20 protein-coding genes and 1 pseudogene are annotated in these 25,599 nt (G+C 72.9%); 14 read left to right on the forward strand and 7 right to left on the reverse strand.

Going from position 1 to position 25,599, the window contains the following annotated elements; translation table 11 throughout:
• Positions 1–28 precede the first annotated feature (28 nt).
• Together KSP35_RS04535 and KSP35_RS04540 are read right to left on the reverse strand one after the other, a co-directional pair.
• Complete coding sequence (locus tag KSP35_RS04535) at positions 29–1,399, reverse strand: FAD-binding oxidoreductase (RefSeq protein ID WP_216999313.1); 1,371 nt, start codon at positions 1,397–1,399, stop codon at positions 29–31.
• 1 nt (position 1,400) lies between these two features.
• Entirely contained in the window at positions 1,401–2,204 is an 804-nt protein-coding gene (locus KSP35_RS04540; protein WP_216999315.1) for a crotonase/enoyl-CoA hydratase family protein, read from the reverse strand.
• A 1,038-nt stretch (positions 2,205–3,242) separates the two neighbouring features.
• Between KSP35_RS04540 and KSP35_RS04545 the strand changes: the two genes are divergently transcribed.
• Together KSP35_RS04545 and KSP35_RS04550 are read left to right on the forward strand one after the other, a co-directional pair.
• Positions 3,243–4,964 carry an ABC transporter substrate-binding protein gene (locus KSP35_RS04545; RefSeq protein ID WP_216999317.1) on the forward strand — a complete coding sequence of 574 codons (1,722 nt, stop codon included), beginning with the start codon at positions 3,243–3,245 and terminating at the stop codon, positions 4,962–4,964.
• Positions 4,965–5,099: 135 nt separating this feature from the next.
• Positions 5,100–6,866, forward strand: a complete 1,767-nt coding sequence (locus tag KSP35_RS04550) for an ABC transporter substrate-binding protein (protein ID WP_216999319.1) — start codon at positions 5,100–5,102, stop codon at positions 6,864–6,866.
• 21 nt (positions 6,867–6,887) lie between these two features.
• Here the strand turns inward: KSP35_RS04550 and KSP35_RS04555 are convergent, their stop codons facing one another.
• The gene (locus KSP35_RS04555) at positions 6,888–7,046 is read right to left on the reverse strand and encodes a hypothetical protein (protein WP_216999320.1); all 159 of its coding nucleotides are present in this window, start codon (positions 7,044–7,046) and stop codon (positions 6,888–6,890) included.
• 287 nt (positions 7,047–7,333) lie between these two features.
• Between KSP35_RS04555 and KSP35_RS04560 the strand changes: the two genes are divergently transcribed.
• The 10 genes from KSP35_RS04560 to KSP35_RS04605 all read left to right on the forward strand — a co-directional run bounded on the left by KSP35_RS04560 (position 7,334) and on the right by KSP35_RS04605 (position 15,481).
• Positions 7,334–7,894, forward strand: coding sequence for an ABC transporter permease subunit (locus KSP35_RS04560; RefSeq protein WP_254126987.1), 561 nt, complete (start codon positions 7,334–7,336; stop codon positions 7,892–7,894).
• Positions 7,895–8,038: 144 nt separating this feature from the next.
• Positions 8,039–8,830: an ABC transporter permease gene (locus KSP35_RS04565; protein ID WP_216999322.1), complete on the forward strand. Its 792-nt coding sequence runs from the start codon at positions 8,039–8,041 to the stop codon at positions 8,828–8,830.
• 71 nt (positions 8,831–8,901) lie between these two features.
• A complete protein-coding gene (locus KSP35_RS04570; RefSeq protein WP_371748956.1) occupies positions 8,902–10,008 on the forward strand; it encodes an ABC transporter ATP-binding protein in 1,107 nt (368 codons plus the stop codon).
• Complete coding sequence (locus KSP35_RS04575; RefSeq protein WP_216999323.1) at positions 10,008–11,045, forward strand: ABC transporter ATP-binding protein; 1,038 nt, start codon at positions 10,008–10,010, stop codon at positions 11,043–11,045. The genes KSP35_RS04570 and KSP35_RS04575 overlap by 1 nt, the downstream gene beginning before the upstream one ends.
• A gap of 80 nt (positions 11,046–11,125) precedes the next feature.
• Positions 11,126–11,605 carry a TetR family transcriptional regulator gene (locus KSP35_RS04580; RefSeq protein WP_254127185.1) on the forward strand — a complete coding sequence of 160 codons (480 nt, stop codon included), beginning with the start codon at positions 11,126–11,128 and terminating at the stop codon, positions 11,603–11,605.
• A gap of 50 nt (positions 11,606–11,655) precedes the next feature.
• Positions 11,656–12,177, forward strand: a complete 522-nt coding sequence (locus tag KSP35_RS04585) for a peptidylprolyl isomerase (protein ID WP_216999325.1) — start codon at positions 11,656–11,658, stop codon at positions 12,175–12,177.
• Positions 12,178–12,206: 29 nt separating this feature from the next.
• The gene (locus tag KSP35_RS04590; protein WP_216999327.1) at positions 12,207–13,835 is read left to right on the forward strand and encodes an acyl-CoA synthetase; all 1,629 of its coding nucleotides are present in this window, start codon (positions 12,207–12,209) and stop codon (positions 13,833–13,835) included.
• Positions 13,836–13,933: 98 nt separating this feature from the next.
• A complete protein-coding gene (locus tag KSP35_RS04595; protein WP_216999329.1) occupies positions 13,934–14,830 on the forward strand; it encodes a DNA-3-methyladenine glycosylase in 897 nt (298 codons plus the stop codon).
• Between the two features lie 106 nt (positions 14,831–14,936).
• Positions 14,937–15,221 carry a hypothetical protein gene (locus KSP35_RS04600; RefSeq protein ID WP_216999331.1) on the forward strand — a complete coding sequence of 95 codons (285 nt, stop codon included), beginning with the start codon at positions 14,937–14,939 and terminating at the stop codon, positions 15,219–15,221.
• Between the two features lie 53 nt (positions 15,222–15,274).
• Entirely contained in the window at positions 15,275–15,481 is a 207-nt protein-coding gene (locus KSP35_RS04605; RefSeq protein WP_216999333.1) for a hypothetical protein, read from the forward strand.
• A gap of 21 nt (positions 15,482–15,502) precedes the next feature.
• On the opposite strand, the gene KSP35_RS04610 is transcribed toward KSP35_RS04605, so the two are convergent.
• Positions 15,503–17,152, reverse strand: coding sequence for a glycosyltransferase family 39 protein (locus KSP35_RS04610; protein ID WP_216999335.1), 1,650 nt, complete (start codon positions 17,150–17,152; stop codon positions 15,503–15,505).
• Between the two features lie 212 nt (positions 17,153–17,364).
• On the opposite strand from KSP35_RS04610, the gene KSP35_RS04615 reads away from it, so the two are divergent.
• Complete coding sequence (locus tag KSP35_RS04615; RefSeq protein ID WP_216999336.1) at positions 17,365–18,966, forward strand: NAD(P)/FAD-dependent oxidoreductase; 1,602 nt, start codon at positions 17,365–17,367, stop codon at positions 18,964–18,966.
• Positions 18,950–19,705, forward strand: a pseudogene (locus KSP35_RS24005) (ArnT family glycosyltransferase); the annotation flags it as partial. The gene KSP35_RS04615 and the pseudogene KSP35_RS24005, both read left to right, overlap by 17 nt.
• A 647-nt stretch (positions 19,706–20,352) precedes the next feature.
• Here the strand turns inward: KSP35_RS24005 and KSP35_RS24010 are convergent.
• From KSP35_RS24010 to KSP35_RS04630, 3 genes are read right to left on the reverse strand one after another with little or no spacing between them, the layout of a single operon-like run.
• Positions 20,353–21,150: a polyprenol monophosphomannose synthase gene (locus KSP35_RS24010; RefSeq protein WP_254126989.1), complete on the reverse strand. Its 798-nt coding sequence runs from the start codon at positions 21,148–21,150 to the stop codon at positions 20,353–20,355.
• A gap of 10 nt (positions 21,151–21,160) precedes the next feature.
• Positions 21,161–22,927 (reverse strand): hypothetical protein, encoded by a 1,767-nt coding sequence (locus KSP35_RS04625; protein ID WP_216999340.1) that lies wholly within the window; start codon positions 22,925–22,927, stop codon positions 21,161–21,163.
• Positions 22,924–25,578 (reverse strand): glycosyltransferase family 39 protein, encoded by a 2,655-nt coding sequence (locus KSP35_RS04630; protein WP_216999342.1) that lies wholly within the window; start codon positions 25,576–25,578, stop codon positions 22,924–22,926. Before KSP35_RS04630 ends, KSP35_RS04625 begins: the two co-directional genes overlap by 4 nt.
• Positions 25,579–25,599: the final 21 nt, after the last annotated feature.

The following is a 25,599-nucleotide window of genomic DNA, read 5'->3' on the forward strand; positions in this document are numbered from 1 at the left end:
GTTCGTGCGGGCCCGGGGCGGCTGGGCGCTACGGCGGTGGGAGGAGGACGGCGGGGTTGCAGAGGCCGTGCGGATCGAGGGCGGCCTTGATGGCCCGCATGGCGCCGACCTCGGACGGGGTGCGGGCCAGGTGGAGCCAGCGGCGCTTGGCGCGGCCGATGCCGTGCTCGGCCGAGATGGAGCCGCCGAGGTCGGCCACCCGCTGCAGCACGACGTCGGCCACCGCTTCGTCGTCGGGGGCGAGCCCGGTCACGTTCACGTGGACGTTGCCGTCGGCGGCGTGGCCGAAGCACCACGTGCGAGCCGAGGGCGCGACGGCGGCCACCACGTCGGGCACGTCGTCGATGAACGCGGCCAGCGCCGCGGCGGGGAGGGTGACGTCGAACTTGTGGGGCGGGCCGACGGTGCTGATGGCCGACGTGTGCTCCTCGCGGTAGCGCCAGAGCTGGGCGCGACGAGGACCGTCGACCGCCACCGCGGCGTCGAGCACGCCGTCGAGGCCGGCGACGGCCTCGGCCAGACGGCGCTCCGGGTCGACGTGGTCGCCGGCCTCCACGAGCAGCAGGACGGGCGCCTCGGCGGCCAGCGGCGCCGGCAGGCCCGTGACCGAGCGGACCAGCGCGACGCCATCGGCCAGGACCAGCTCGACCGCCTCGAGCCCGGCCAGCGAGCGCCGCAGCACCGACGCCGCCTCGACCGCAGCGGCGGTGGAGGCGAAGCCGACGAGGGCGGTGGCGAGCGGGCCAGCCGGCGGCACGAGGCGCAGGCGGGCGGCGGTCACCAGCCCGAGCGTCCCCTCGCTGCCGCACAGCAGCGCGGCGAGGTCGTAGCCCGTGTTGTCCTTCTCGACCGCCGGCAGGTGGCGGATGGTGGCGCCGGTGCCCAGCACCGCCTCCACCCCGAGAAGCTGCCGACGGGTGCTGCCGTGGCGGACGAAGCGCAGGCCGCCGGCGTCGGTGGCGACCGAGCCGCCGACCGTCGCCGAGTCCCGGGCCGCCCAGTCGACGCCGTACGCCCATCCGGCGCCGCGGGCGGCGGCCTGCACGTCGGCGACGGTGGTGCCGGCCCCTGCGGTCAGCTGGCCGCCGACGGGGTCGACGTCGGTGACGGCAGCGAGCGCTCGAAGGTCGACCACGACCTCGCCGTCGCAGGGCGTCGCACCGCCGACCAGCCCGGTGTTGCCGCCCTGGGGCACCAGGGCGATCCCGTGCTCGATGGCCGTGGCGACGACCGCCGCCACCTCGTCGACGGTGCGGGGTCGGACCACCGCCGGCGGGACGCCGTGGAAGCGGCCGGTCCAGTCGACGGCGTGGGTGGCTGCGACCTCGGGGTCGGTGACCACCCGGTCCGGGCCGAGGTCGGCCCGCAGGGCGGCGACGAAGGCGTCGGCGGCGTGCACCTCAGGCCGGGTCGGTGAAGGCCGCCGGCCGCTTCTCGAAGTAGGCGGTCACGGCCTCGAGCTGGTTCGGCGAGCCGATGACCTGCTTCATGAGGCGCGTCTCCTCGCGGTAGGAGTCGGCGAGCGGCCGGGTGCCGGCGGCGTTCAGGAGCGCCTTCATGCCCCGGATGGCCGCCGGGTTCTTGCCGGCGATCTCGGTGGCCAGCTCGAAGGCGGCGGCCCGGGGGTCGTCGGCGACGTGGGTGGCGAGGCCCAGCTCCTTGGCCTCGACGCCCGACAGCATGCGGCCGGTGAAGGCCAGCTCCTTGGCGACGTCGAGGCCGACCAGGCGCGGCAGGGACTGCAGGCCGGTCATGTCGGGCAGCAGGCCCCAGCGGATCTCGAGCACCGAGAGCTTGGCGTCGGGCGCCACGAACCGGATGTCGGCGCCGAGGGCGATCTGGATGCCGCCGCCGAGCGCCACGCCGTGCACCGCAGCGATGACCGGGACGGGGCACTCGATCCAGGTGTGGGCCACCTGCTGGGCCAGGTTGGCGATGCGGTCGCCCTCGCGGCCACCGAGCAGGTCGAAGGACTCGCCGCCGGGCTCGCCGCCCATGAAGGCGCCGATGTCGAGCCCGGCGCAGAAGCCCCGGCCCTCGCCGGACAGCACGACCACCCGCACGCTCGGGTCGGCCGCCACCTGGTCGCCGGCCTCGGCGATGGCGGCGAACATGGCGCCGTCGAGGGCGTTCATCTTGTCCGGCCGGTTCAGGCGCACGTCGGCGATGCCGTCGCGGACCTCGATGCTGACCCGATCGCTCACTGGTGCTCGCTCCTCGTCGCTCGCCGGGCGCTCCCGGCCGGCGCCCAGTCTGGCCGGGCGGGCCGGCCCCGGGCGGCCCGGGTGCGAAAACGGAGGTGGCCCCGAGTAACCGACCGGCTTGCGCCAGCCAGCTCCTCGGGGCCGACCGAGCCCGACCCCGGTCCCCGCCGACCCCGGAGGGCCTGCGGTCCGTCTGTCGAGCGGGTGCCCGATCCGTGCGCACCACCGACCCGAAGGCCCGCAGTGCTCGGTGTCGAGCGAGCCCGACCCCGGTCCCCGCCGACCCCGGAGGGCCTGCGGTCCGTCTGTCGAGCGGGTGCCCGATCCGTGCGCACCACCGACCCGAAGGCCCGCGGTGCTCGGTGTCGAGCGTGCCCGACCCCGGTCCCCGCCGACCCCGGAGGGCCTGCGGTCCGTCTGTCGAGCGGGTGCCCGATCCGTGCGCACCACCGACCCGAAGGCCCGCAGTGCTCGGTGTCGAGCGAGCCCGACCCCGGTCCCCGCCGACCCCGGAGGGCCTGCGGTCCGTCTGTCGAGCGGGTGCCCGATCCGTGCGCACCACCGACCCGAAGGCCCGCGGTGCTCGGTGTCGAGCTGCCGGCTCCGGTCCCTGCCCCCGACCACCGTGAGGTGGCGGGCGCCGGGTGGACCCGACGCCGTGCCGGTCCCTGCAGCCGACCACCCGGAGGCGGTGGCGCCGGAACCGATCCGGCACCAGGAGCAGTCGAGCGGCACTGCACCGGACCACCTCCGACCGCTCGTTCCGGCGAACCGATCCGTGCTGTCGAGGGCTTCCTGCCCGGTGCCGTCCCGCTCGGTGCGGCCTGGCGAGGGCAACCATGCGCCCGCCGTTCACCGGGGGTCAAGCACAAATCCACCATCCCCAGGGTTGTCCCCCGACCTTTTCCGTTGTCCCCAAGATCGGGCCGGTCGTGCACACCGTCGTCCACAGCGAGCGCCCGCGCCGAGGCGCCGGACGCGGCCGCTCGGGCCCGCTCCCGGCTCAACTCCGGACGGCCAGCGCCGACAGGGGGAGCCATGGGACCCCGCGCCTCGACCTCCTCGCCCCGAACCCCCGCGCTCCGGCGCGCCCTCGCCCTCGGCCTCGCCGTCGGGCTGGTCCTCAGCAGCTGCTCGCTCCTGCACAAGGACGACGGCGACCAGGTGACGAGCGGCGCCGCCCTCGGCCCGGTGCCGGTGGAGAGCGGGCTGCCGGACGAGCCGACGCCGCGCCGCGGCGGCCAGCTCGTCTACGGCCTCGAGGCCGAGTCCGACGGCGGCTGGTGCCTCCCGGAGGCCCAGCTCGCCGCGTCGGGCCTCGAGGTGCTCCGGGCGCTGTACGACCCGCTGACCGTCCCGGACGACAAGGGCGGCTACGCGCCGTACCTCGCGAAGTCGGTGTCCCACGACGACGCCTACAAGACCTGGGTCATCACCCTCCGCTCGGGCATCACCTTCCACGACGGCAGCAAGCTCACCGCCCAGGTGGTCAAGAACAACCTCGACGCCTACCGCGGCGCCTACGACAAGCGCTCGCCGCTGCTCTTCAGCTTCGTCTTCAAGAACATCGCCACCGTCACGGCGGTGAACGAGCTGACCGTCAAGGTGACCACCAAGGTGCCGTGGGTGGCGTTCCCGGCGGCGCTCTACAGCTCGGGCCGGGTGGCGATCGTGGCCCAGGCGCAGCTCGACGCCGACACCGACACCTGCGAGACCGAGCCCATCGGGACCGGGCCGTTCTCGTTCGTGTCGTGGACCAAGGGCGAGAGCCTCAAGGTGAAGCGCAACCCGAAGTACTGGCAGGTGGCTCCCGACAAGAAGCCGTACCCCTACCTGGACGCCATCGACTTCCGCCCGATCCCCAACAGCGACGCCCGCCTGGCGGCGCTCGAGCAGGGCGAGCTCAACATGCTCCACACCTCGACCCCGTCGGACATGGCGCAGAACCTGACCCAGCTCCGCGACGACGGCGCCATCAACCTGTTGATCTCCGAGGAGCGCACCGAGACCAACTACCTGATGATCAACGCCAAGAACCCGGTCCTGAAGGACCGGGCCGCCCGCCTGGCCGTGGCCCAGGCGATCGACAAGGAGACGCTGAACAAGGACGCCAACAAGGGCTTCGCCTCGCTGGCCGACGGGCCCTTCGCGCCGGAGGTGCTGGGCCACCTCGACAAGACGGGGTTCCCCACCTTCGACCTGACGGCGGCCAAGAAGGGCGTCGCGGCGCTCAAGGCCGCCGGCAAGAGCGTGAAGCTCCGCCTCCTCACCTCGACGTCGCTGGCGTCGATCCGGACGGCGTCGATCGAGAAGCAGATGCTGGAGGCGGCGGGCTTCGAGATCGCCCTCGAGGTCACCGACGAGGCCGACGTGATCAACAAGGCGATCAACGGCGACTTCGACCTGGCGGCCTTCCGGAACCAGCCCGGCGACGATCCGGACGCCAACTACAACTGGTGGTACGGCAAGGGCAACCTGGTGAACTTCGGCCGCTTCGACGACCCGGTCATCAACGAGAACCTCGATGTCGGCCGGTCCACCGCCGATCCCGAGAAGCGCCGCGCCGCCTACGAGGCGATCAACGCCCAGTTCGCCAAGGAGGTGTGGAACGTCTACCTCTGGTACGCCCCGTGGGCCGTGGCCGAGGCGAGCAACGTCCACGGCATCCTCGGGCCGGATCTGCCCGACCAGGGCGGCAAGGCGCCCGGCCGGATCGTGACCGGCCACCCCCTGCTCGGCATCTGGATCGACCGCACCTGACCCCAGGGTCAAGTTCTTCCCCGGCGTCATCACCTGGCGCGCGAACGGCCGCTATGGTCTCCGTCACCCCGCATGGCGGCAGTCACAACCGCTGGTCGTGCACGGGGGGGAAACCTGATCCAACAAGGGGACACGATGCGACTTCGAGCTCGACCGATCAGCCGGGGGGCCAAGGCGGCCTTCGCCGGACTCCTGGCCTTCAGCCTCGTGGCCTCCGCCTGTGGCGGCGCCAGCGAGGGCTCCAAGAAGGGCGGCGAGAAGCTCGCCGACAAGAAGCTCGACGCCGCCGCCGGCGAGTCGGGCCTCGACAAGGCCGGTGAGCCCAAGCGTGGCGGCAAGCTGGTCTACGGCCTCGAGGCCGACACCAACGGCGGCTTCTGCCTCTCCGAGGGCCAGCTGGCCATCTCCGGGATGATGATCGTGCGGGCCGTCTACGACACCCTCACCGTGCCGAACTCCAAGGGCGACTACGTGCCCTACCTCGCCAAGGACATCACCCACAACGACGACTACACCGAGTGGAACATCGAGCTGCGCGACGGCATCAAGTTCCACGACGGCTCGCCGCTCACCGCCCAGGTCGTGAAGAACAACCTCGACGCCTACCGCGGCGTCTACCCGGGCCGCAGCTCGCTGCTGTTCGCCTTCGTGCTCAAGAACATCAAGGCCGTCGACGCCGTCGACGACCTCAACGTGAAGGTCACCACCACCAAGCCGTGGGTCGCCTTCCCCAGCTACCTCTACAGCTCGTCCCGCCTCGGGATCATGGCCCAGGCCCAGCTCGACTCGAAGGACCACTGCGCCGACGAACCGATCGGCACCGGCCCCTTCACCTTCCAGAGCTGGACCCCGAACCAGAAGTTCGTGGCCAAGGCCAACCCCGACTACTGGCAGATCGCCCCGGACGGCAAGCCGTACCCCTACGCCTCGTCGATCGAGTTCCGCCCGATCCCCGACGGCCAGGTGCGCAACAACGCCCTGCAGACCGGTGACGTCAACATCATGCACACCTCCAACGGCGACGACATCGGCAACAAGCTGCTGAAGCTCCGCGACAGCGGCAAGGCCAACATGTTCGTCTCCGAGGAGTTCGGCGAGGTGGCGTTCATGCAGCTGAACCACACCACGGCGCCGTTCGACGACCTGCGCATGCGCCAGGCCCTCGCCATGGGCGCGGACCGCAGCGAGATCAACAACCTGATCAACGACGGCCTGCCCACGATCGCCGACGGCCCGTTCGCCCCGGACTCGGTGGCCTACCTCAAGGACCCCGGCTTCCCGAAGTTCGACGCCGCCAAGGCCAAGGCCCTCGTGGCCGACTACGTCAAGGACGGCGGCAAGGCCGAGTTCACCCTCGAGGGCACCACCGACCCCACCGTCAAGAAGCTCTGCGAGCTCATCCAGCAGCGGGCCAAGGCCAGCGGCATCACGGTGAAGATCGTGCTCCGCGACCAGGCGGCGCTCATCAACGACGCCATCGGCAAGAAGTACCAGGCCATGACGTTCCGGAACTACCCCGGTGGTGACCCGGACGCCAACTACGTGTGGTGGTACAGCGGCGACACGGTCGACGGGAAGTTCAGCCCGAACCTGGTGAACTTCGCCGGCTTCCGCGACGACGAGGTCGACAAGCTGCTCGACGAGGGCCGCTCCGAGCCCGACCCGGCCAAGCGCAAGACCATCTACCAGGACCTCAACAAGCGCATGGCCACCCAGGTCCACGGCGTCTGGTCCTGGTTCACCCCCTGGGCGGTCGTGGAAGGCCCGGACGTCCACGGGATCCTCGGCCCGCCGCTGCCCGGCCCCGACGCCAGCAAGCCCAGCGCCGCCGACGACCCGGACCTCCAGCCGAACAAGGGCCTGGCCACCGGCCACTCCCTGCTCGGCCTCTGGGTCAGCTAGTCCCCCTCCGCCTCCCTTCTCTCACCCCGCCGCACCGGCCCGTCGCCGGTCGACAGGAGGAATGCACATGTTGATCCTGGGCCGGAAGCTCTTGCAGCTCGCGGTGGTGTTCGTGGTCGTCACGTTCTTCACCGTGTTCCTGATGTCGCTGGTCCCGGGGAAGCCGGAGAACGTGGTCATCCCGTTCGACGCCTCCCCGGGCCAGCAGCTCACCAAGGACTTCCGGAAGGACAACAACCTCGACCGGCCGCTGCCGGTGCGGTGGGCGAAGTGGGCCGGCAAGTTCCTGACCGGGGACATGGGCGACAAGTACAGCTCGAGCTCCAAGATCCCGGTCAGCAAGGGGGTGAAGGAGGGGGCGCCGGTCTCCGCGCTGCTGATCGTCTACACGCAGATCTTCTCGCTGCTGATCGCGGTCCCCCCTCGCGGTGCTCGCCGCCTACCGATCGGGGAGGTGGATCGACAAGTTGCTCAACACCGTGATGTTCGGCTTCATCTCGTTGCCGAACTTCGCGGTGGCCCTCACCTTGAGCTACTTCCTCGGCGTCAAGGCCGGCCTGGTCCCGGCCCAGGGCTACACGGGGCCGACGGAGAACCTGGTCGAGCACGTCAAGTCCATGGTGGTCCCGGTGCTGGCCCTCTCCCTGGGCCAGATCGCCGTGTACATGCGGCTGCTGCGCTCGGACCTGGTGGCCACGCTGCAGGAGGACTTCATCCTCATGGCCAAGTCCAAGGGGATCTCCAACGGGCGGGTGCTCTGGCGCCACGCCCTGCGACCCTCCAGCCTCACCCTGCTCACCGTGGCCGGCCTCAACATCGGCACCCTGATCGGCGGCACGCTGGTGGTGGAGTACCTGCTGGGCATCCCCGGCCTCGGCGTCCAGGTCGGCGAGGCGATCTTCGCCCGGCAGTACGTGCAGCTCCAGAGCCTGGTGGCGATCATCGCCATCTCGTTCGTGCTCATCAACTTCCTCGTCGACTTCCTCTACACCGTCCTCGACCCCCGCATCCGGGAGCGCAGCGCATGAGCACCGACCTCATCGGCACGGGCGACCCATCCGGCGCCACCGGGCCCGCCGCCCCCCCACGTCGACGCGATCGACCCCGACGCCGGCGGCAAGAAGAAGCTGGGCTTCGCCGCCTGGCTCTCCATCGGGTGGCTCGGCCTGCTGGTGTTCACCTCGGTGTTCGCCTCGGTGCTGCCCATCAAGAACCCCGACGTGCAGAGCACCGACACCCCGCTGCTGGCTCCCGGCCAGGGCGGCCTGCTGCTCGGCGCCGACGGCAACGGGCGCGACATGCTCTCCCGCCTCATCTGGGGCGCCCGGGTCTCGCTCGAGGTGGGCTTCGCCTCGGTGGCGGTGGGCTTCTTGATCGGTGGCCTGCTCGGCCTCTTCGCCGGCTACTACCGCAACTGGATCGGCAAGCTGCTCGCCGGCCTGTTCGACATCCTCCTCGCCATCCCGGCGCTCGTGCTGGTGCTGGCCCTGGTGGCGGTGCTCAAGGGCGATCCCAGCCAGGACGAGGCCCTGCCCGGCGTGGTCATCCTGATCATCGCCATCGGGCTGGTGTCGATCCCGCTGCTGGCCCGCATCACCAGGGCCCAGACCCTGGCCTGGTCCCAGCGCGAGTTCGTCCTGGCCGCCAAGGCCCAGGGCGCCGGCAGCGGACGCATCCTGTTCCGGGAGATCCTCCCGAACGTGCTGCCGGCCATGGGCTACATCGCCCTGCTGGGCATCGGCATCGCCATCGTGGCCGAAGGCGCCGCCGCCCTGTTCGGCGCCAGCGTCAACCCGCCCCAGGCCACCCTCGGCGTCATGATCGACGCCGGGCGCGGCGACATGGAGGATGCGCCGTTCGTGATGTTCCTGCCGATCGTGGTGATCTTCTTCACGGTCATGTCGCTGAACTTCCTGGGCGACGTGGTCCGCAACCGCTTCGACGTCCGGGAGAGCGCCCTGTGACCGATCCCGTGACCGACCCCGCCCCGACCGTGGCCGAGCCCGAGGTGGGCGTCGACGACCTCGACGTCGCCATCCAGGACGACCACTCCCTCGACCTGCCCACCGTGGCGCCCGGCGAGGTGCTGCTGGAGGTCGAGGACCTGCACACCACCTTCTCCTCCCCTCGCGGGCCGGTGCTCGCCGTGCGGGGCATCAGCTTCGAGCTGCGGCGCGGCCGCACGCTCGGCATCGTCGGCGAGTCCGGCTCCGGCAAGTCGGTCCTGTCCCGCTCGGTGATGGGCCTCATGCCGTCGAACGCCACCCGCTCGGGCAGCGTCCGCTTCGCCGGCAACGAGATCCTCAACGCCAAGCCCAAGGTCATGCGGGGCTACTGGGGCGACCAGATGTCGATGGTCTTCCAGGACCCCATGACGGCGCTGAACCCGGTGCTGCGCATCGAGCAGCAGATCACCGAGTCGCTCCACGAGCACATCGACCTGTCGAAGAAGCAGGCCCACGACACCGCCCTGCAGCTGCTCACCTCGGTGGGCATCCCCGAGCCCGATCGCCGCCTGCGGATGTACCCCCACGAGATGTCGGGCGGCATGCGCCAGCGCATCATGATCGCCATCGCCCTGGCGTGCGGCCCCAAGCTGCTCTTCGCCGACGAGCCCACCACTGCCCTCGACGTCACCGTCCAGGCCCAGATCCTCGACCTGCTGCAGTCCATGCAGCGCGATCGACAGATGGCCATGATCCTGGTCACCCACGACCTCGGCGTCGTGGCCGGCCGGGCGCACGACATCGCCGTCATGTACGCCGGGCGCATCGTGGAGCAGGCGCCCTCGAAGGCCCTGTTCGGCGCCGTGCGGCACCCCTACACCGAGGCGCTGCTGCGCTCCATCCCCAAGCTGGAGATGGCCAAGCACACCAAGCTGGACGCCATCGGCGGCCGGCCACCGGACCTGGTGCACCTGCCGGAGGGCTGCAAGTTCGCCCCCCGCTGCGCCTACGCCCAGGACGTCTGCCTCGTCGAGGACCCCGAGCTCACGCCGGACCCCGCCGATCCCACCCACCTCTTCGCCTGCCACTTCCCCGTCTCGGGCGTGGGCACGGCGGTGCCGACCCCGGTCGCGGTCGCCGCACCGGTGTCGTCCTCCCCTGCCCCCGCCCCCATCGATCCTGAGGTCAGCGCCTGATGGCCGGCACCGGTACCGCCCACCTCCGAGCACCGGAGGACGCCCTGCTGCGGGTGGAGGACCTCGTCGTCGAGTTCCACACCGGTCGCAACCAGACCGTGCACGCCGTCACCGACGTCAACCTCGACGTGCTGCCGGGCGAGACGCTCGGGCTGGTCGGCGAGTCGGGCTGCGGGAAGAGCACCACCGGCAAGGCGATCATGCAGCTCCCGTCGCCCACCAGCGGCAAGGTCGTGTTCGAGGGCACCGACCTCACCTCGCTGGGTGCCAAGGAGCTCCGCCAGGTCCGCACCAAGCTGCAGATGATCTTCCAGGACCCGATCTCGTCGCTGAACCCGCGACGCAAGGTCGAGGACATCGTGGCCGAGGGCCTCGACATCTGGAAGCGGGGCTCCCGGGCCGAGCGCAGCGAGAAGGTCGACGAGATGCTGCTCACCGTCGGCCTCGACCCCGACGTGGCGCGCGGCCGGCGCCCGTTCCAGTTCTCCGGCGGCCAGTGCCAGCGCATCTCCATCGCCCGGGCGGTCATCACCGACCCCCAGCTGATCGTGTGCGACGAGCCGGTCTCGGCGCTCGACGTGTCGGTGCAGGCCCAGATCCTGAACCTGCTCGAGGACATGAAGGCCCAGTACGGCCTGACCATGATCTTCATCGCCCACGACCTGGCGGTGGTGAAGAACATCAGCGATCGCGTGGCGGTGATGTACCTCGGCCGGCTCTGCGAGGTCGGCGACCCCGACGTCCTCTACGCCCAGCCCGCCCACCCGTACACGTCCGCCCTGCTCAGCGCCATCCCCGTGCCCGATCCCGACGTGCGCCCGGACGCCCGCCAGACCCTGGGCGGCGAGATCCCGTCGCCGCTGTCGCCTCCGTCGGGGTGCCGGTTCCGGACCCGGTGCCCCAAGGCCGACGAGCAGTGCCGCGACGAGGTGCCGGTGATGCGCAAGGTGGCCGACGACCAGTTCGTCGCCTGCCACCACCCGCTGGCGCCGGGCGAGGTCGTCACCACCGTCTCGCTGGCCGGGGCGTCGGCCTGAGCGGCCCCGCGGAGCGGCCCCGGGCCGCTCGCCTCGACCCCGACACCCGTCGGGGCCTCATCGTCGACGCCGCCGAGCGCCTGCTCGACGAGCACGACCCCTACTCCGTCACGTTCGATCAGGTGGCTGCGGCCGCGGGCGTGTCTCGCGCCCTCGTGCACACCTACCTCGGCGACCGCCGTGGCCTGATCGACGCGGTGCAGGTCCGCATCGTCGGACGCCTGGACGCCCGGGTGGCCCCGTCGCTCGCCCGCTCCGAGGACCACGCCGCCCGCCTGCGCACCCTCGTGGGCGCCCTGTTCGCCTTCGTGGGCGAGGAGCGCGAGGGATGGGGCGTGCTGCTGGCCAGCGGAGGCCTGGACCACCCGGCGCTGCACGGCGTGCGGGCCCGTTGGGCGGCCGTGCTGGCCGACGGCGCGCCCGGTGGCGAGGTGGCCGCCCAAGCCGCGGTGGCCGCCCTGCTGCTCGGGATCGGCGGCTGGGTGGGGCGCGGCACCGAGCCCGGCGCGGTGGTCGCTCCCCTGCTGGCGGGCCTGGGCGCGCCGGCCGCACCGTCCTGACCGCAGCGACCGGAGGCGGCGCCGCGAGCGCGACGTGGCAGGATCAGACGATGCAAGCAACGCTCCACACCAACCACGGTGACATCCGCATCACGCTCTTCGCCGACCAGGCGCCCAAGACCGTCGGCAGCTTCGTCGGCCTCGCCAAGGGCGAGCCCACCTGGCGGGACCTCGAGCTCGGCAAGACCCGGGACAAGCCCTTCTACGACGGCGTGATCTTCCACCGGGTCATCCCGGGCTTCATGATCCAGGGCGGCGATCCCACCGGCACCGGCACCGGCGGCCCCGGCTACGACTTCGACGACGAGATCGCCCCCGGCCTCGACTTCGCCACCCCGTACAAGCTGGCCATGGCCAACGCCGGCACCCGCGGCGGCAAGGGCACCAACGGCTCGCAGTTCTTCATCACCGTCGGCCCGACCCCGCACCTGCTCGGCAAGCACGCCATCTTCGGCGAGGTGGCCGACGACGAGAGCAAGCGCGTGGTCGACAGCATCGCGTCGACCCCCACGGCCCGCGGCGACCGCCCCGTCGACGAGGTCGTCATCAACTCCGTCACCATCGAGGACTGAGCGATCCTGGCTCCGGCAGCGCGCCGCTGATGGAACTGAACCTGGCGGCCATCCACGAGGCACTGGCGACGGCGTTGGCTGATCGCCCGTGCCTCGTGTGGCGCGACCGCACCTGGACCTGGGCCGAGGTCACCGACCGCACGCGCCGCCTGGCGTCGGTGCTCGCCGCCCACGGCATCGGCCGGAACCGCGACCTCGCCGACTGCGAGGGGTGGGAGTCGCCCCACGACCACGTGGCGCTCTACCTCCACAACTCCAACGCCTACCTCGAGGCCCAGCTGGCCGCGTCCAAGGCCGGCGCCGCGGCGTTCAACGTCAACTACCGCTACGTGGCCGACGAGCTGGCCTACCTGTTCCGGGACTCGGGCGCGGCGGCGATCGTCTACCACGGCGCCTTCGCCGCCACCCTGGCCGACGTGCTCCCACGGCTCGACCACCAGCCCTTGCTGGTCCGGGTCGACGACGGCTCGGGCGACGACCTGCTGCCGGGCGCGATCGACTACGAGGAGGCGATCGCCGGCGCCGCGAGCACCGAGCCGGTGGCCGAGTGGCGCCCGGACGACCTGTACGTCCTCTACACCGGCGGCACGACCGGGAACCCCAAGGGCGTGCTCTGGCGCCAGGCCGACTTCCTGGTGGCCGCCCTCGGCGTGCGTCGCAAGGACGGCACCGACTTCGAGTCGCTCGACGAGCTGGTGGGGCCGGCGCTCCGGCGCAACCTGGCGACCTTGCCCGCCCCGCCGCTCATGCACGGCGCGGCCATGTGGAACGCGCTCAGCACGTGGATCAGCGGCGGCACCATCGTCATCCAGGACACCGTCGACCGCCTCGACCCCGCCGACGTGCTCGACACGTGCGAGCGCCACGGCGTGACCTCGCTGCTGATCGTGGGCGACGCGTTCGCCCGGCCGCTCCTCGACGAGCAGCGCCGCCAGCCGCGCGACCTCTCGGCGCTGCGCTTCCTGCTCACCGGGGGCGCCATCCTGTCGCCGAGGCTGCGCGCCGAGCTGCTCGAGGTGGCGCCCCAGCTGCGCATCGTCGACGTGCTGGGCTCGTCGGAGACGGGGCGCCAGGCCGTGGCCAACACCCGCGCCGGCGACGACCTCGGCCCCACCCGGTTCGAGCCGTCGGCGACCACCGCGGTGCTCGACGCCACGCTGAGCCGCCGGCTGGCGCCCGACGAGGCCGACATCGGCTGGTTGGCCCAGGGCGGCCGCATCCCCCGCGGCTACCTGGGCGACGAGGCGAAGACCCGAGCGACCTTCCCGGAGATCGCCGGCGAGCGCTGGGCCGTGGCCGGCGACCGGGCGGCCTGGCGGGCCGACGGGTCCATCGAGCTCCACGGGCGGGAGTCGGTGACCATCAACACCGGGGGCGAGAAGGTCTTCGCCGAGGAGGTCGAGCAGGCCATCAAGCACCACCCCGGCGTCTACGACGCCCTCGTGGTCGGCCGCCCGAGCGAGCGCTGGGGCCAGGAGGTGGTGGCCGTCGTGGCCGTCCGCCCCGGAGCCGAGGTCGACCTCGAGGGGCTGCGCGAGGTCGCCGCCGCCCACCTGGCCCGCTACAAGCTGCCCAAGGACGTGGTCTTCCGGGACCGCATCTCCCGCAGCCCCAGCGGCAAGCCCGACTACGCCTGGGCCCGAGACCAGCTCGGCTGAGGCCGCAGCACGGCTCGCCCGAGGGGCTGGCCCCGGCGCCCGAGCGGGCGCTACCGTCTCAGGCCCGGCGGAACACCTGTTCTGGCGGCACCCCCGCCATGCAGCAGCGCGTCGTCCCCCTCCCCTTCCCGATCGACCTCCCGGGCACGCTCTCCGCGCTCCGTCGCGGGGCGTACGACCCGTCCCTGCGCTTCGCCGCCGACGGCATCTGGCGGGCCTCTCGCTCCCCCGCCGGCCCGTCCACCGTGCGCCTCGTCCACCTGGGTGACCGGGTGGAGGCCACGGCCTGGGGCGAGGGGGCCGAGGCGGCGCTCGACGCCGTGCCCAGCCTGGTCGGCGTGCACGACGACGACGGCGGGTTCGACCCCCAGCACCCGGTCGTGGCCCGGCTGTGGCGCGACTTCAGCGATCGCCGCGTCCCCCGCTCGGGGGCCGTGACCGAGGCCCTGGTGGCGTCGGTCCTGGAGCAGCGGGTGACCACCTTCGAGGCGCGACGGGCCCAGACCCAGCTGGTGGCGCGGTGGGGCGAGGACGCGCCCGGCCCCACCGACCTGCGGCTGCCCCCCGACCCCGAGGTCCTGGCCGGCGTGGCGTACTACGACCTCCACGTGCTCGGGGTGGAGCGCAAGCGGGCCGACACCGTGCGCCGGGTGGCGGCCAACGCCCGCCGCCTCGACGCCCTGGGCATGCTCCCCGTGCCCGAGGCCCACCAGCGCCTGCTGCACACCACCGGCGTCGGCCCGTGGACGGCCGCCCAGGTGGCGCTGGTGGCCCTGGGCGACGCCGACGCCGTCTCGGTGGGCGACGCCCACATCCCGGCCGACGTCACCTACGCCCTCACCGGCGAGGCCGTCGACGACGACGACGCCCTCCTCGAGGTGCTCGAGCCGTTCGCCGGCCAGCGCGGCCGGGTGATCCGCCTCATCGGCGCCGCGGGCCTGCACGCCCCGCGCCACGGCCCCCGGTACGCCCCGAGGGACATCCGGGACCAGTAGCCCGGCTGCCGAGCCTGTGGACAACTTCGGCAATCCACAGGGCGCCGCCACTCGTTGCGCACAGGCGATCCGTCGTACGTTGCTCCCACGGACGAGAGGAGGCGCCATGTCCAGCTACCAGGTGACCTTGAAGGACCGCACCACCGAGCGCATCGACGGTGCCGACGCCTACCAGCAGGAAGGGCAGATGACGACGTTCTTCCAGACCGGCTCGGGCCGGAACGTGGTCGACACGTGGAGCACCCGGCTGGCCAGCTTCCGCACGTCGGAGGTCGTCATCATCCGCCGCCTCGACGCCGTCCCCGCCGAGCTCGCCGCCGTCGGCCCGTTCGCCGCCGAGCTCTTCGACGCCGCCCCCTTCGACGGCCGGGCCGAGCGCCGCAGCGCGTGAGCGACCCCGCCCCGGTCCCCGCCCGCCCGGCCATCGTGCGCGATCCTGGGGCCATGACCCTCACCGAGCCGGCGCCCGACACGCAGAGCTACACCTGCCCGCGCTGCCAGGACGACGTGGTCGAGGCCTGGTACGGGCCGTGCTCCTCCTGCCGGGCCCAGCTCCGGGCCGACCAGGGCGGGGAGGCCCGGGAGATCGTCCAGGAGGACTACGTCCCGAAGATGAACGTCACGCCCAACGCGGTGGCCACCAAGGACTGACGTCCCGGCCGGCGGCGCCCGTCAGCGGGCCGCCGGCTCCAGGACCACCACGCCGGCCTGCTCGAAGGCGTCGGTGGGCTGGGTCAACGTCTGGGGCACCCGCTTCTCGCCGAGGGCCTCGAGCACCTTCGGACAGATGGCCCGGTGGGTGGTGTAGTTGAGGCTGTACACGAAGAAGATGCGGTGGCCCTCGGCCCGGGCCAGCAACTTGGTCGCGAAGGCGCGGGGATCGGCCTTGGCCAGCTGCTCCTTGTAGTCCACCCAGTCGACCCGCTCGGGGCGGCGGAAGGCCGGGTACGTCACCTGGTCGAACTCCTCGCCCAGCAGGCGAGAGCCCGACGGGCCGAGCTGGTCCGGGCAGTAGACGACGACGTCGCCGGCCTGCCCGGCGGCCTGGATGGCCTGCACCGACCGACGGGCGTCGGTGCGGTCGGTGACCACGTTGCGGACGCCGCCGATGCCGCCCAGCAGCAACAGCACGGCCAGCGCGCCGACCACGATGGGCCGGCTGCGCAGGCGGTCGACGCCCAGGCCGGCCAGCACGATGACGAACGGGAAGATGACGGCTGCGTAGCGGCTGGCGTAGGTGGCCCCGGTGGCGTAGCCGACGACCTCGGCGATGGCCATGGTGCCGATCACGAGGATGGCATAGGGCCGCGCCTCCACCCGGCTGCGCAGGTCGAGGTCGACGTCGAAGCGGCTGGCGGTGGCCTTGCCCAGCACGCCGAGCAGCACCGCGATGCCGAGCAGCCAGCCCAGCATGGTGGCCTCCGCCTGGGGCCCGCCGCCGAAGTCGGCCAGGGTGAACATCACCATCTCGGTGGGCCGCACGGGGCGGGCCCACGGCGTGCCGGTGTGGGCGCCCTGGTAGAGCAACGTCGGGAGCCACGGCAGGAAGGTCAAGCCGCCGACCACCAGCGCCCCGATCACCCGGACGGTGGCGCCATAGGCGTCGTGGCGTCCGTCCTTGCGCGCACGCCAGCCGTGCACGAGCAGGCCGATGCCGGCCGCGGCGAGGAACCACATGGCCCAGTAGTGGGTCCAGAGCAGCAGCCCGGTGATCGCGGCGATGGCAGCGAGCCGCCCCGGGGTGGGGCGCCGCAGGCCGTCGTCGACCAGCAGCCAACCGGCCAGGGCGAGGACCGACAGCATGGCGTACATGCGCGTCTCGGTGCCGTAGCGGATGGCGAAGGGCGACAGGGCGAGGAGGGCCACGGTGTAGACGGCCACGCGGGTGCCGCCGATGCGCCGGGCCGCCACCCAGGCCAGGGGGAACAGCGCCAGCGACCAGAGGCCCGAGAAGGCCCGCACCGCCACCGAGCCCTCGCCGAACGCGTCCATCCACCCGTGGAGGAGCACGTAGTACAGCGGCGGGTGCCCGTCCATCTTCAGCGCGGCGGGGATGTCGCCCAGCGGGAGGCGGGCGATGTTCACGCTCAGCGCCTCGTCGAGCCAGAGCGGCGACCGGGTGACGAAGCGCAGCACGACCCCGGCGAGGACCGCACCGACCACCAGGGCCCGCACGGCCCACACCCAACGACCCCAGCCGGCGTCGACCGCCAGCGGGTCGCCAGCAGGGGTCGCGTCGGCCAGCGGCTCGGCTCCCGGGTCGACCTCGTGGTGCTCGTCGGGGTCCCCCGCCGGGACCGTTCGTTCCTCGGCGGTGGTCACGGGCGGCGACGCTACCGCTCGCCGCCCAAGCGCCCAAAGCACCCCGACCGGACAGGCGCCGATGATGCGGCCCGGGGCCCACCGGTCCGGTAGTTTCGGACGGTCGCGTGCCGCGCGCCGACCCCCTGGACCGCCGAGTCGGACCGGAGGGCGCGAGGACCACGCCGAACCCTTCTCCCCTTCCCACGCTCGACAAGGACGGTCCCCGCACGATGTCCGAACACGCCGCCGACACCCCCGACGCCACCGAGGCCAGCGAGGCGGGCACCGCGCCCGGCACGCCGGCGCACGAGGTGGTCGTCATCGGCGCCGGGCCGGCGGGGCTCACCGCCGCCTTCCAGTTCCACAAGCACGGCATCAGCTCCACCATCCTCGAGGCCGACGACATGGTGGGCGGCATCTCCCGGACCGCCCAGAAGGACGGCTGGCGCTTCGACATCGGCGGCCACCGGTTCTTCACCAAGGTCCAGCCGGTCGAGGACCTCTGGCACGAGATCCTCCCGGACGAGGACTTCCTGATGCGGCCTCGCAAGAGCCGGATCTTCTACAACGGCAAGTACTTCGACTACCCGATCAAGGCCGTCAACGCCCTCAAGAACCTCGGGCCGATCGAGGCGGTGCTCTGCGTGGGCTCCTACGTCTCGGCGCGCGTCCGGCCGCCGAAGGACCAGACGAACTACGAGGGCTGGCTGGTGGCCCGCTTCGGCTGGCGGCTCTACCGCACCTTCTTCAAGACCTACACCGAGAAGCTCTGGGGCGTCCCGGTCAGCGAGATGCCGGCCGACTGGGCCGCCCAGCGGGTGAAGGGGCTGTCGCTCGGCAACGCCATCGTCAACGCCCTCACGCCGAAGCGGAACCAGAAGGAGATCACCTCGCTCATCGAGGAGTTCCAGTACCCGAAGTACGGGCCCGGGATGATGTGGGAGACGTGCCGCGACAAGGTGGTCGACCAGGGCTCCACCGTCACCATGGAGACCACGGTCACCAAGGTGCGCCACGCCGACGGCAAGGCCTTCAGCGTCGAGTCCACCGACCGCGACGGCGTGGTCACCGCCCACCCGGCCACCGAGGTCATCTCCTCGATGCCGATCTCGCACCTGCTCGAGGCCATGGACCCGCCGGTGCCGGCCCAGATCAAGGCCGCCGCCGAGGACCTGCGCTACCGCGACTACCTCATCGTCGCCGTGGTGCTGCCCGAGGCGCTCGTCGACTTCGACGACAACTGGATCTACATCCACGACCCCAAGGTCCGCACCATGCGCATCCAGAACTTCGGTTCCTGGTCGCCGTACATGGTCAAGGAGGGGCGCAACACCCTGGGCCTCGAGTACACGGTCTGGGAGGGCGACGACGAGTGGAACGCCGACGACGCCTGGCTCGTCGAGCGGGCCAAGAGGGAGCTCGAGCAGCTCGGGCTGGCCAAGGTCGGCCAGGTCGAGGAGGGCTACGTCGTCCGCCAGCCCAAGGCCTATCCGATCTACGACGAGCGCTACCGCGCCAACGTCGACGTGCTGCGCGGCTGGCTCTCCGAGCACGCCAGCAACGTGCACCCCGTGGGGCGCAACGGCATGTTCCGGTACAACAACCAGGACCACTCGATGTTCACCGCCATGCTGACGGTGGAGAACATCGCCACCGGCACCACCCACGACGTCTGGGAGGTCAACGTGGAGGAGGAGTACCACGAGGAGGCCACCAGCCGGGTGAAGGAGCGGGTCCCCGGCAGCCACGGCACCGGCCGCGACGCCCCGGTGATCGCCCGGGCCACCATCGAGGCCGCTCGCGCCAAGTCCGCGGATGAGCCTGCGGGCTGACGAGCCCGACGGGGCTCCGGGCACACCCGGAGCCGCACCCCCCGCCGAGCCCGAACCCCGCACCGCCGCCCTCCCCGAGGGGGGCGGTGCCTCCGAGGTGGCCGACGAGCCACCGTTCGCACCACGGGCTCCGTGGTTCACGCCGGCCCTCGCGCTGGTGGCCCTCGCGGGCCTCGGGCTGCGCACCTGGCACCTGCTCGCCTCCCGGGTCGACCGCGTCCCGGTCTTCGAACAGGGCGACGCCTTCTGGTACAGCACCGTCGCCATCAACCTCGGCGACGGCCGCCTGTTCCGCAACCTCTTCACCGGCAGCCCCACGGCCGACCACCCGCCGCTCACCGTGCTCCTCCTCGGCCCGACGTCGTGGCTCTTCGGGACCAGCACGTTCGCCCAGCGGGTCACGATGGTGGTCCTCGGCACGGCCACCATCGCCGTGGTGGGCCTCGCCGTGCGGAACCTGGCCGGCCCCCGGGCGGGGATCGCCGCCGCTGCGGTCGCCGCGCTGGCGCCGGCGCTGTGGGTGAACGACGTCCTGGTCATGAGCGAGACCCCCACCGCACTGGTGGTCGCGCTGGTGCTCTGGGCCGGCATCGCGCTGTCGCGGCGTCCGAGCCTCCGCCTCGCCGCCGTCGCCGGCGCCCTGTGCGGCCTCGCCGCGCTGTCGCGGGCCGAGACGGGGCTGTTCCTGCCGCTCATGGTGTGGCCGCTCGTGGCGCTGGCTCGCCCGCTGCCCGCCGCACAGCGCCTCCGGCTGGCCGGTGCCGCCACCCTCGCCACCCTGGTGGTGCTCGCCCCGTGGACGCTGCTCAACCTCGGTCGGTTCGAAGAGCCGGTGGCGATCTCCACCAACGACGGCCTGACGCTGGCGGGCGCCAACTGCGCCGAGACCTACCACGGCGCCATCACCGGCGGCTGGACGCTCACCCCGTGCGTGGTCGACGGCTACGCCCGCATCGAGGCGGCGAAGCCGGATCCGGCGCCGGCCCTGCCGGCGGGCACCGACCCGAACCGGCCCTGCGGCGATCCCGAGCAGCACCGGCTCCCCTGCCTGGACCCGTCGCAGGTGTCGAAGGTGCTGCGCCAGCAGGGCACCCGGTACGTCCGCGCCCACCTCGGCGACCTGCCGAAGGTGGTCGCGGTGCGCAACGCCCGGGTGTGGGGCCTCTACGGCCTCGACCAGGCGATCGGCACCGGGAGCAACGAGGGGCGCACGCCGTGGGTGACGCGCCTGGGCTTCCAGGTGACCTGGCTGCTGGTGCCCTTCACGGTGGCCGGCGCCGTGCTCCTGCGACGGCGCGGCACCACGGTGGTGCCGTTCGTGGCGTCGGTGGCGATCGTGGTCGTGGTGTCCACGGCCTTCTACGGGCTGGTGCGGTTCCGGCTCCCCTACGACGTCGCCTCGTGCTTCCTGGCCGGGGTGGCCATCGCTGCGGTGTGGGACCGGCTCAGCCCGCCGCTGGTCGTCGCGCGCCGCCGATCCCAGCGGGCCCTGATGCCGTTGGCGGTCACGATCGCCATCGACTCGGTGATGATCCGCGCCGACATCTTCGAGGTGCCCTCGGCCCGATCGACGAAGGTGATGGGGACCTCGACGATCTTGAGGTCCGCCTGCACCATGCGGTGGGCCAGCTCGCTCATGAAGGCGTAGCCGTTCGACCGGGTGGTGGCGACGTCGATCCGCTCGAGCGCCGAGGACCGGTAGGCCCGGAAGCCCGAGGTGGCGTCGCGCAGGCCGAGGCCCAGGACCGAGGACGTGTAGCGGTTGCCGTACCGGCTCAGCACCTGGCGGTGCAGCGGCCAGTTGGGCGTCGACCCCCCGGGGACGTAGCGGCTGCCGATGGAGCAGTCGGCGCCCTGCACCACCGCTTCGACGAGGTCGGGGACCATGGCGGGGTCGTGGGAGAAGTCGCAGTCCATCTGGACGATGACGTCGTAGCCCTCGGCCAGGGCCCAGGCGAAGCCGTGGCGGTACGCCGCCCCGAGGCCGTCCTTGGCCCGGCGGTGCAGCACGGTGGTGCGGCCCAGTTCGGCGCCGACCTTCTCGGCTAGCTCGCCGGTGCGGTCCGGGCTGTTGTCGTCGACCACCAGGAGGTCCGCCGCCGGGGCCGCCGCCCGCACCGCCGCGAGGAAGCGCTCGACGTTGTCGGCCTCCTGGTACGTCGGCACCACCACGAGGCTGCGCATCGGCGCCACGTTACCGGCTGGTGCAGCGCCGATAGACCTCGAAGGGGCCGTAGGTGCCGGCCCCGCAGAAGTCCTTCCGGACCACCTGGTTCGGGGCGTCGGAGCCCTGGTCGCGCGAGCCGTTGGGCTCGGACCAGCCGTCCCAGATGTGGCTCAGGATCAACCAGTCGGCGCTGGCCACCTCTCCGGCCATGCCCGAGTCGGCGCGGTTCGCCATGCCCGGGTCCATCTCGATGTAGCGGGTGGCTGGCTCCAGGTCGGGCAGCAGGTAGTAGAGGTACGCGTCGGAGTACGGCGTCTTGCGGAGGTCGGCGGTCCCCACGAACAGGCGTTGGCCGGGCTCCATCTTCGGGCCGACCTCGTCGAGCATCCGCTGGGCGTCGTCGGCGATCGGGCCCGAGCCCAGGTAGAAGGTCCGGCCGTCGTGGCGCAGCGGGTAGCCGAAGATGTCGTCGCGCGTGCCCTGGCCCACCAGGTCGACCCACGTGCGCGCCGTGAAGTGCGGGATCACGAAGAGGGGGACGAGGGCCACCAGCGCCACCGACCACGAGGCGGCGTGGTGGCGGACGGCCGGCAGCCGCACGTGGGCGAGCAGCTCGGCCACCGCGGCGGGCAGGAAGCTCAGGGGGACGCAGCTCACCCAGGCCAGGTGGGTGGAGTCGGGGCGCTGGAGGGCCTGGGGCATGAGGCCCAGGCCGAGCAGGCCCACGACGAGCAGGACGCGGGGCCGCCACGCCGCCGGCTCGGCCCGCACCCGCCACCAACCGACCCCGAGGACGAAGGCCACCACGGCGGGCAGCAGGAAGAACCAGATGAACGCCTGGTTGGGCGAGGCGAGCGAGGGCAGCGACCACGAGGGCTCCCGCAACGAGGCCACCTTCTGGAGGGCACCGTCGAAGTGGCCCCACGAGGGCGGCCGGGGCAGCGACCGGCCGTCGCGCAGCTTGAACACCGGGTCGATCAACATGCCCCGGATGGCGTCGCCGGGCCCGGCCGTGGCGAACAGCACGAGGTACGGAGCCACGCCGACGGCCGCGCCGACGGCCCATCGCCGCCGCTGCGCCCAGCTCAGGCCGGCCAGCACCGCGAGGGCGCTCAGGCCGACGCCCACGATGACATCGGGTCGGAAGAGCAAGGCCAGCCCGGCGAGGAGGCCCGATGCCGGGAGCAGCAGGGCGGCGCGCCGGGCGGCGGTGCCGTCGGCGTCGGCCGGCGCGTTGGGCTCGGCGCCGGCATCGGTGAGCCACCGGCGGGCGCGCAGCCCCAGCCACACCGAGGCGACCGCCAGGGCCACGGCCCCGTTCCACGCGAGGGCGGTGAGGCCGATGGCGGTGGTGGTGAGCAGCGCCCCGAGCACGCCGGACAGCGCGGCGGTCCGACGGCCCCAGGGCCGCACGAGGGCCATCACGCCGAAGACGATGCCGGCGAGCTGGCCGAGGCCGAAGATCCGCTCGGCGGTGATCGAGACGCCCAGCGCCTTGTACCAAGCGGCCAGGGCCCACAGCGAGCCCGGGCCGTAGAGGTGCAGGAAGTCCCGGTGGGGCACCTGGCCGTGCAGGACCTGCTCCGGGAAGACGAGCATGAAGCCCTCCTCCATGGGCGGCCCCTGGTAGCGGAACAGCGCCCGCAGCGGGAGGCCGAAGACCACGAGGACGACCACCACGGCGAGCACCGTGCGCCAGTCGAAGCGCACACGGGCCCAGGCGGGCGCGGCCCGACCGGGGGCGTCCGCCGGTGCGGGGACGTCGTCGACGGGGGCAGCGGTCTGGTCGGTCATCGGGCTCCGGGCTCGGGCTGGGCGGGGGTGGCGGGATCGAGGGGGTCGCGGCCGTCGGGGCCGTGGTCGTCGGGGCCACGGGAGCCTGCCGCGCCATCGGGGCCGGCGGCGACCGCTGGGTGGGGTCGGGCGAGCTCGAGGACGGCGTCGACGGCCACCGCGGCACCGACGATCAGCACCAGGTCGCCGACGGTGCGGAACCGGACGTGGCCGTAGGCGTAGACGGCGGTGACGGTGATGCCGACCAGCATGGCCACCAGCGGCCAGGCCTCGCCTCGACGGCGCCGGTGCACCAGCCACAACCCGACGAGGCCGGGGAGCGCCACGATCCGGTAGATCCAGAGGCCGCGCTGGGACCACTCGAGGGGCCGCCCCTCCAGGGCGATCGCTCGCGCGCTGTTCTCGGCGTAGCGCAGGTCCCAGACCCGGCTGATGCGAGCGGCGGCGACGTAGGGCAGTCGGGCCTTGTGGGCCGAGGCGTACTCGCGGCCGAGCTTGCCCCACGCGGCGGCCCGCTCGGACTCGTCGCCGGGCGGATCGGCCGGCTGCCCCTGGGCCACCCGCTCGGCGCGGGCCCGCTCCTGGCAGTTGAAGGACCAGTAACCGATGAACTGCCCCTGGTACGTGTCCGGGCAGTTGGCGTAGTAGAGGACCTCTTCGCTGTTGGTGGAGACCGGCACCGGGTGGTCGAAGTGCGTGAGGTTCCGGAGCGTCCACGGCGCCAGCAGCCCGAGGGCCACGATCCCCATCACCCCGGCGTGCACCACCCAGCGGGTGGCCTCGCGCCGGCCCGACCACGCGAGCGGCAGGCAGAGGATGGGCAGCAGCAGGAGCGCCTCGCCCCGCGTGAGCACCGCGGCCCCGACCCCGGCGCCCACCAGCGCCGCTCGACCGAGCGACGGGGCGTCGCGCCAGCGGTAGGCGGCGAGGAGGGTGAGGCCGACGGTGGCGGTGTACAGGCCCTCGGGCCACAGGGTGCCGTCGATGATCCAGAGGTCGGGGTAGATCGCCACCAGCGCGGCGGCGGCCAGGCCGGCCCGAGGGCCGGCGAAGCGTCGCGCCAGCAGGGCCGCCACCACCACCACGCCCAACCCGGCGAAGGCGGCCATGGCCTTGTTGGTGAGGAAGCCGCGGGCGCCGAGCATCGAGGCCGGCGTGAGCCACAGCGTGAAGAGCGGCGGGTGGATGGCCGAGGCCACGAACCGGCCCTGGGTGAGCCACTGGATGGGCTCACCGAAGCCCACGCCGTCGGCCAGCATGTTGGCCTGCGAGTGGTAGAACCAGGGGTCCCCGTTGCCGGGGTTGCGGGCCGTCGCCGTGCCGATCGACCACAGCCGGCCGGCGAAGCTGCACAGGACGATCGCCCACAGCCCCGTGGTGAACCTGCTCACCGGGTGGTCCTCCACCCGGCGCAGCGGTCGGGTCACCAGCAGCCAGGTGAGCGCAGCGAGCACCAGGCTCACGGCGAGGGTCCACGTCACGGTGGGCACCAGCGCCACCGAGAGCGACTGGCCCGGGTGGCGGGCGGCGTCGGGAAGGCCCGAGGCGACGGCCGGGCTGACCCAGCGGCCCAGCGCCAGGGGCGCCCACAGGAACGCCGGCAGCGCGAGTCGGCCCAGCCAGGTGCCCACCGGCCCGTCGCCGGGAGCGGCACCGCCGTGGGCCCGGCGCAGGACGAACGGCACGGCCAGCGCCAGGGCGGCGACGCACTGGGCGCCGTGGGCCACCAGGCCCCGTCCCTCGGCCACCACCAGGCCTGTGGCCGGCACGTCGACGCCGAGGGCGACCGCTGCCAGCACCGCCACCGCCAGCGCGGCGCCCACGATGGGTGCCGCCGACGCGGCGACGGCGCGCCGCAGTCGATCGGGCAGCTCGCCGGTGGGGCGGGTGGCGGCGACGGCCAGGGCCATGCCGGCGGCGAAGAGGTGCAGGTTGGCGGGCAGCCAGGTGAGCAGGTCCGGGTGGCTGGGCGCGGCCACCACGGCGACGAAGCGGAAGGTGCCGCCCAGGACGGCCAGCGCCACCGGCACGGTCCACGGGGAGCGGCCCCTGGAGGCTCGGGCGGCGAGGTGCGGCACCAGCAGGCAGAAGGCCAGCGCGGTGGCGACCGGCCAGAGGTGCGACGCCGGGCCACGGAGCGGGTGGCCGAGGTACGGCGACGTGAACGACGCCAGCTGGGCCAGGGCGCGCAACGGCACCTCGGTGGCGCCGGCCGCCACCGGGCTGAACGCGGTGGACGGCGGCTCGCCGCCACGCGCCGGGGCGAAGAGGTACGCCGCCACCAGCACCAGCCAGGTGACCGGGACGAGCCGCAGCAGCCACCGCCGGGCCTCGGACCACCAGGTCGGTCCCGGCCGGTCCGGCGTCGCCGTCTCGGCCGGGGCGGCAGGCTCGCCGTCCGCTCGGGCCGGGACGAGGAACGGCCGGTAGGCGAGCAGGCCCACGAGCACGAAGCCGACCGCCACGGCGACGGGGTACTGGGCGAGCAGGCGGCCCAGCGCACCGGTGCCGACGTCGGTGCTGTGGGCGGCCGTGCCGACCACGAACACGGCGGCCGCCAGCCCTGCGAGGGTGCCCACGCCAGGGGCGGCCGGACCGCTCCCGGCGGCCCGGGCCCCGTCTCCCCGCGGGGCTTGCCTGGTCACAGCCATGAGGGGCCAGCTTAGGACCCG

The organism is Aquihabitans sp. G128 (genome assembly GCF_019048865.1).
Taxonomy (GTDB): domain Bacteria; phylum Actinomycetota; class Acidimicrobiia; order Acidimicrobiales; family Iamiaceae; genus Aquihabitans.

What these genes read in the sequence shown, in the direction of transcription:
- KSP35_RS04615 (WP_216999336.1), top strand. Translation starts at nt 17,365, where the DNA reads ATGTCCGAACACGCCGCCGACACCCCCGACGCCACCGAGGCCAGCGAG.
- KSP35_RS04585 (WP_216999325.1), top strand. Translation starts at nt 11,656, where the DNA reads ATGCAAGCAACGCTCCACACCAACCACGGTGACATCCGCATCACGCTC.
- KSP35_RS04550 (WP_216999319.1), top strand. Translation starts at nt 5,100, where the DNA reads ATGCGACTTCGAGCTCGACCGATCAGCCGGGGGGCCAAGGCGGCCTTC.
- KSP35_RS04605 (WP_216999333.1), top strand. Translation starts at nt 15,275, where the DNA reads ATGACCCTCACCGAGCCGGCGCCCGACACGCAGAGCTACACCTGCCCG.
- KSP35_RS04575 (WP_216999323.1), top strand. Translation starts at nt 10,008, where the DNA reads ATGGCCGGCACCGGTACCGCCCACCTCCGAGCACCGGAGGACGCCCTG.
- KSP35_RS04545 (WP_216999317.1), top strand. Translation starts at nt 3,243, where the DNA reads ATGGGACCCCGCGCCTCGACCTCCTCGCCCCGAACCCCCGCGCTCCGG.
- KSP35_RS04625 (WP_216999340.1), bottom strand. Translation starts at nt 22,927, where the DNA reads ATGACCGACCAGACCGCTGCCCCCGTCGACGACGTCCCCGCACCGGCG.
- KSP35_RS04555 (WP_216999320.1), bottom strand. Translation starts at nt 7,046, where the DNA reads ATGACCACGTTCTCCGGCTTCCCCGGGACCAGCGACATCAGGAACACG.
- KSP35_RS04600 (WP_216999331.1), top strand. Translation starts at nt 14,937, where the DNA reads ATGTCCAGCTACCAGGTGACCTTGAAGGACCGCACCACCGAGCGCATC.
- KSP35_RS04595 (WP_216999329.1), top strand. Translation starts at nt 13,934, where the DNA reads ATGCAGCAGCGCGTCGTCCCCCTCCCCTTCCCGATCGACCTCCCGGGC.
- KSP35_RS04630 (WP_216999342.1), bottom strand. Translation starts at nt 25,578, where the DNA reads ATGGCTGTGACCAGGCAAGCCCCGCGGGGAGACGGGGCCCGGGCCGCC.
- KSP35_RS04590 (WP_216999327.1), top strand. Translation starts at nt 12,207, where the DNA reads ATGGAACTGAACCTGGCGGCCATCCACGAGGCACTGGCGACGGCGTTG.
- KSP35_RS24010 (WP_254126989.1), bottom strand. Translation starts at nt 21,150, where the DNA reads ATGCGCAGCCTCGTGGTGGTGCCGACGTACCAGGAGGCCGACAACGTC.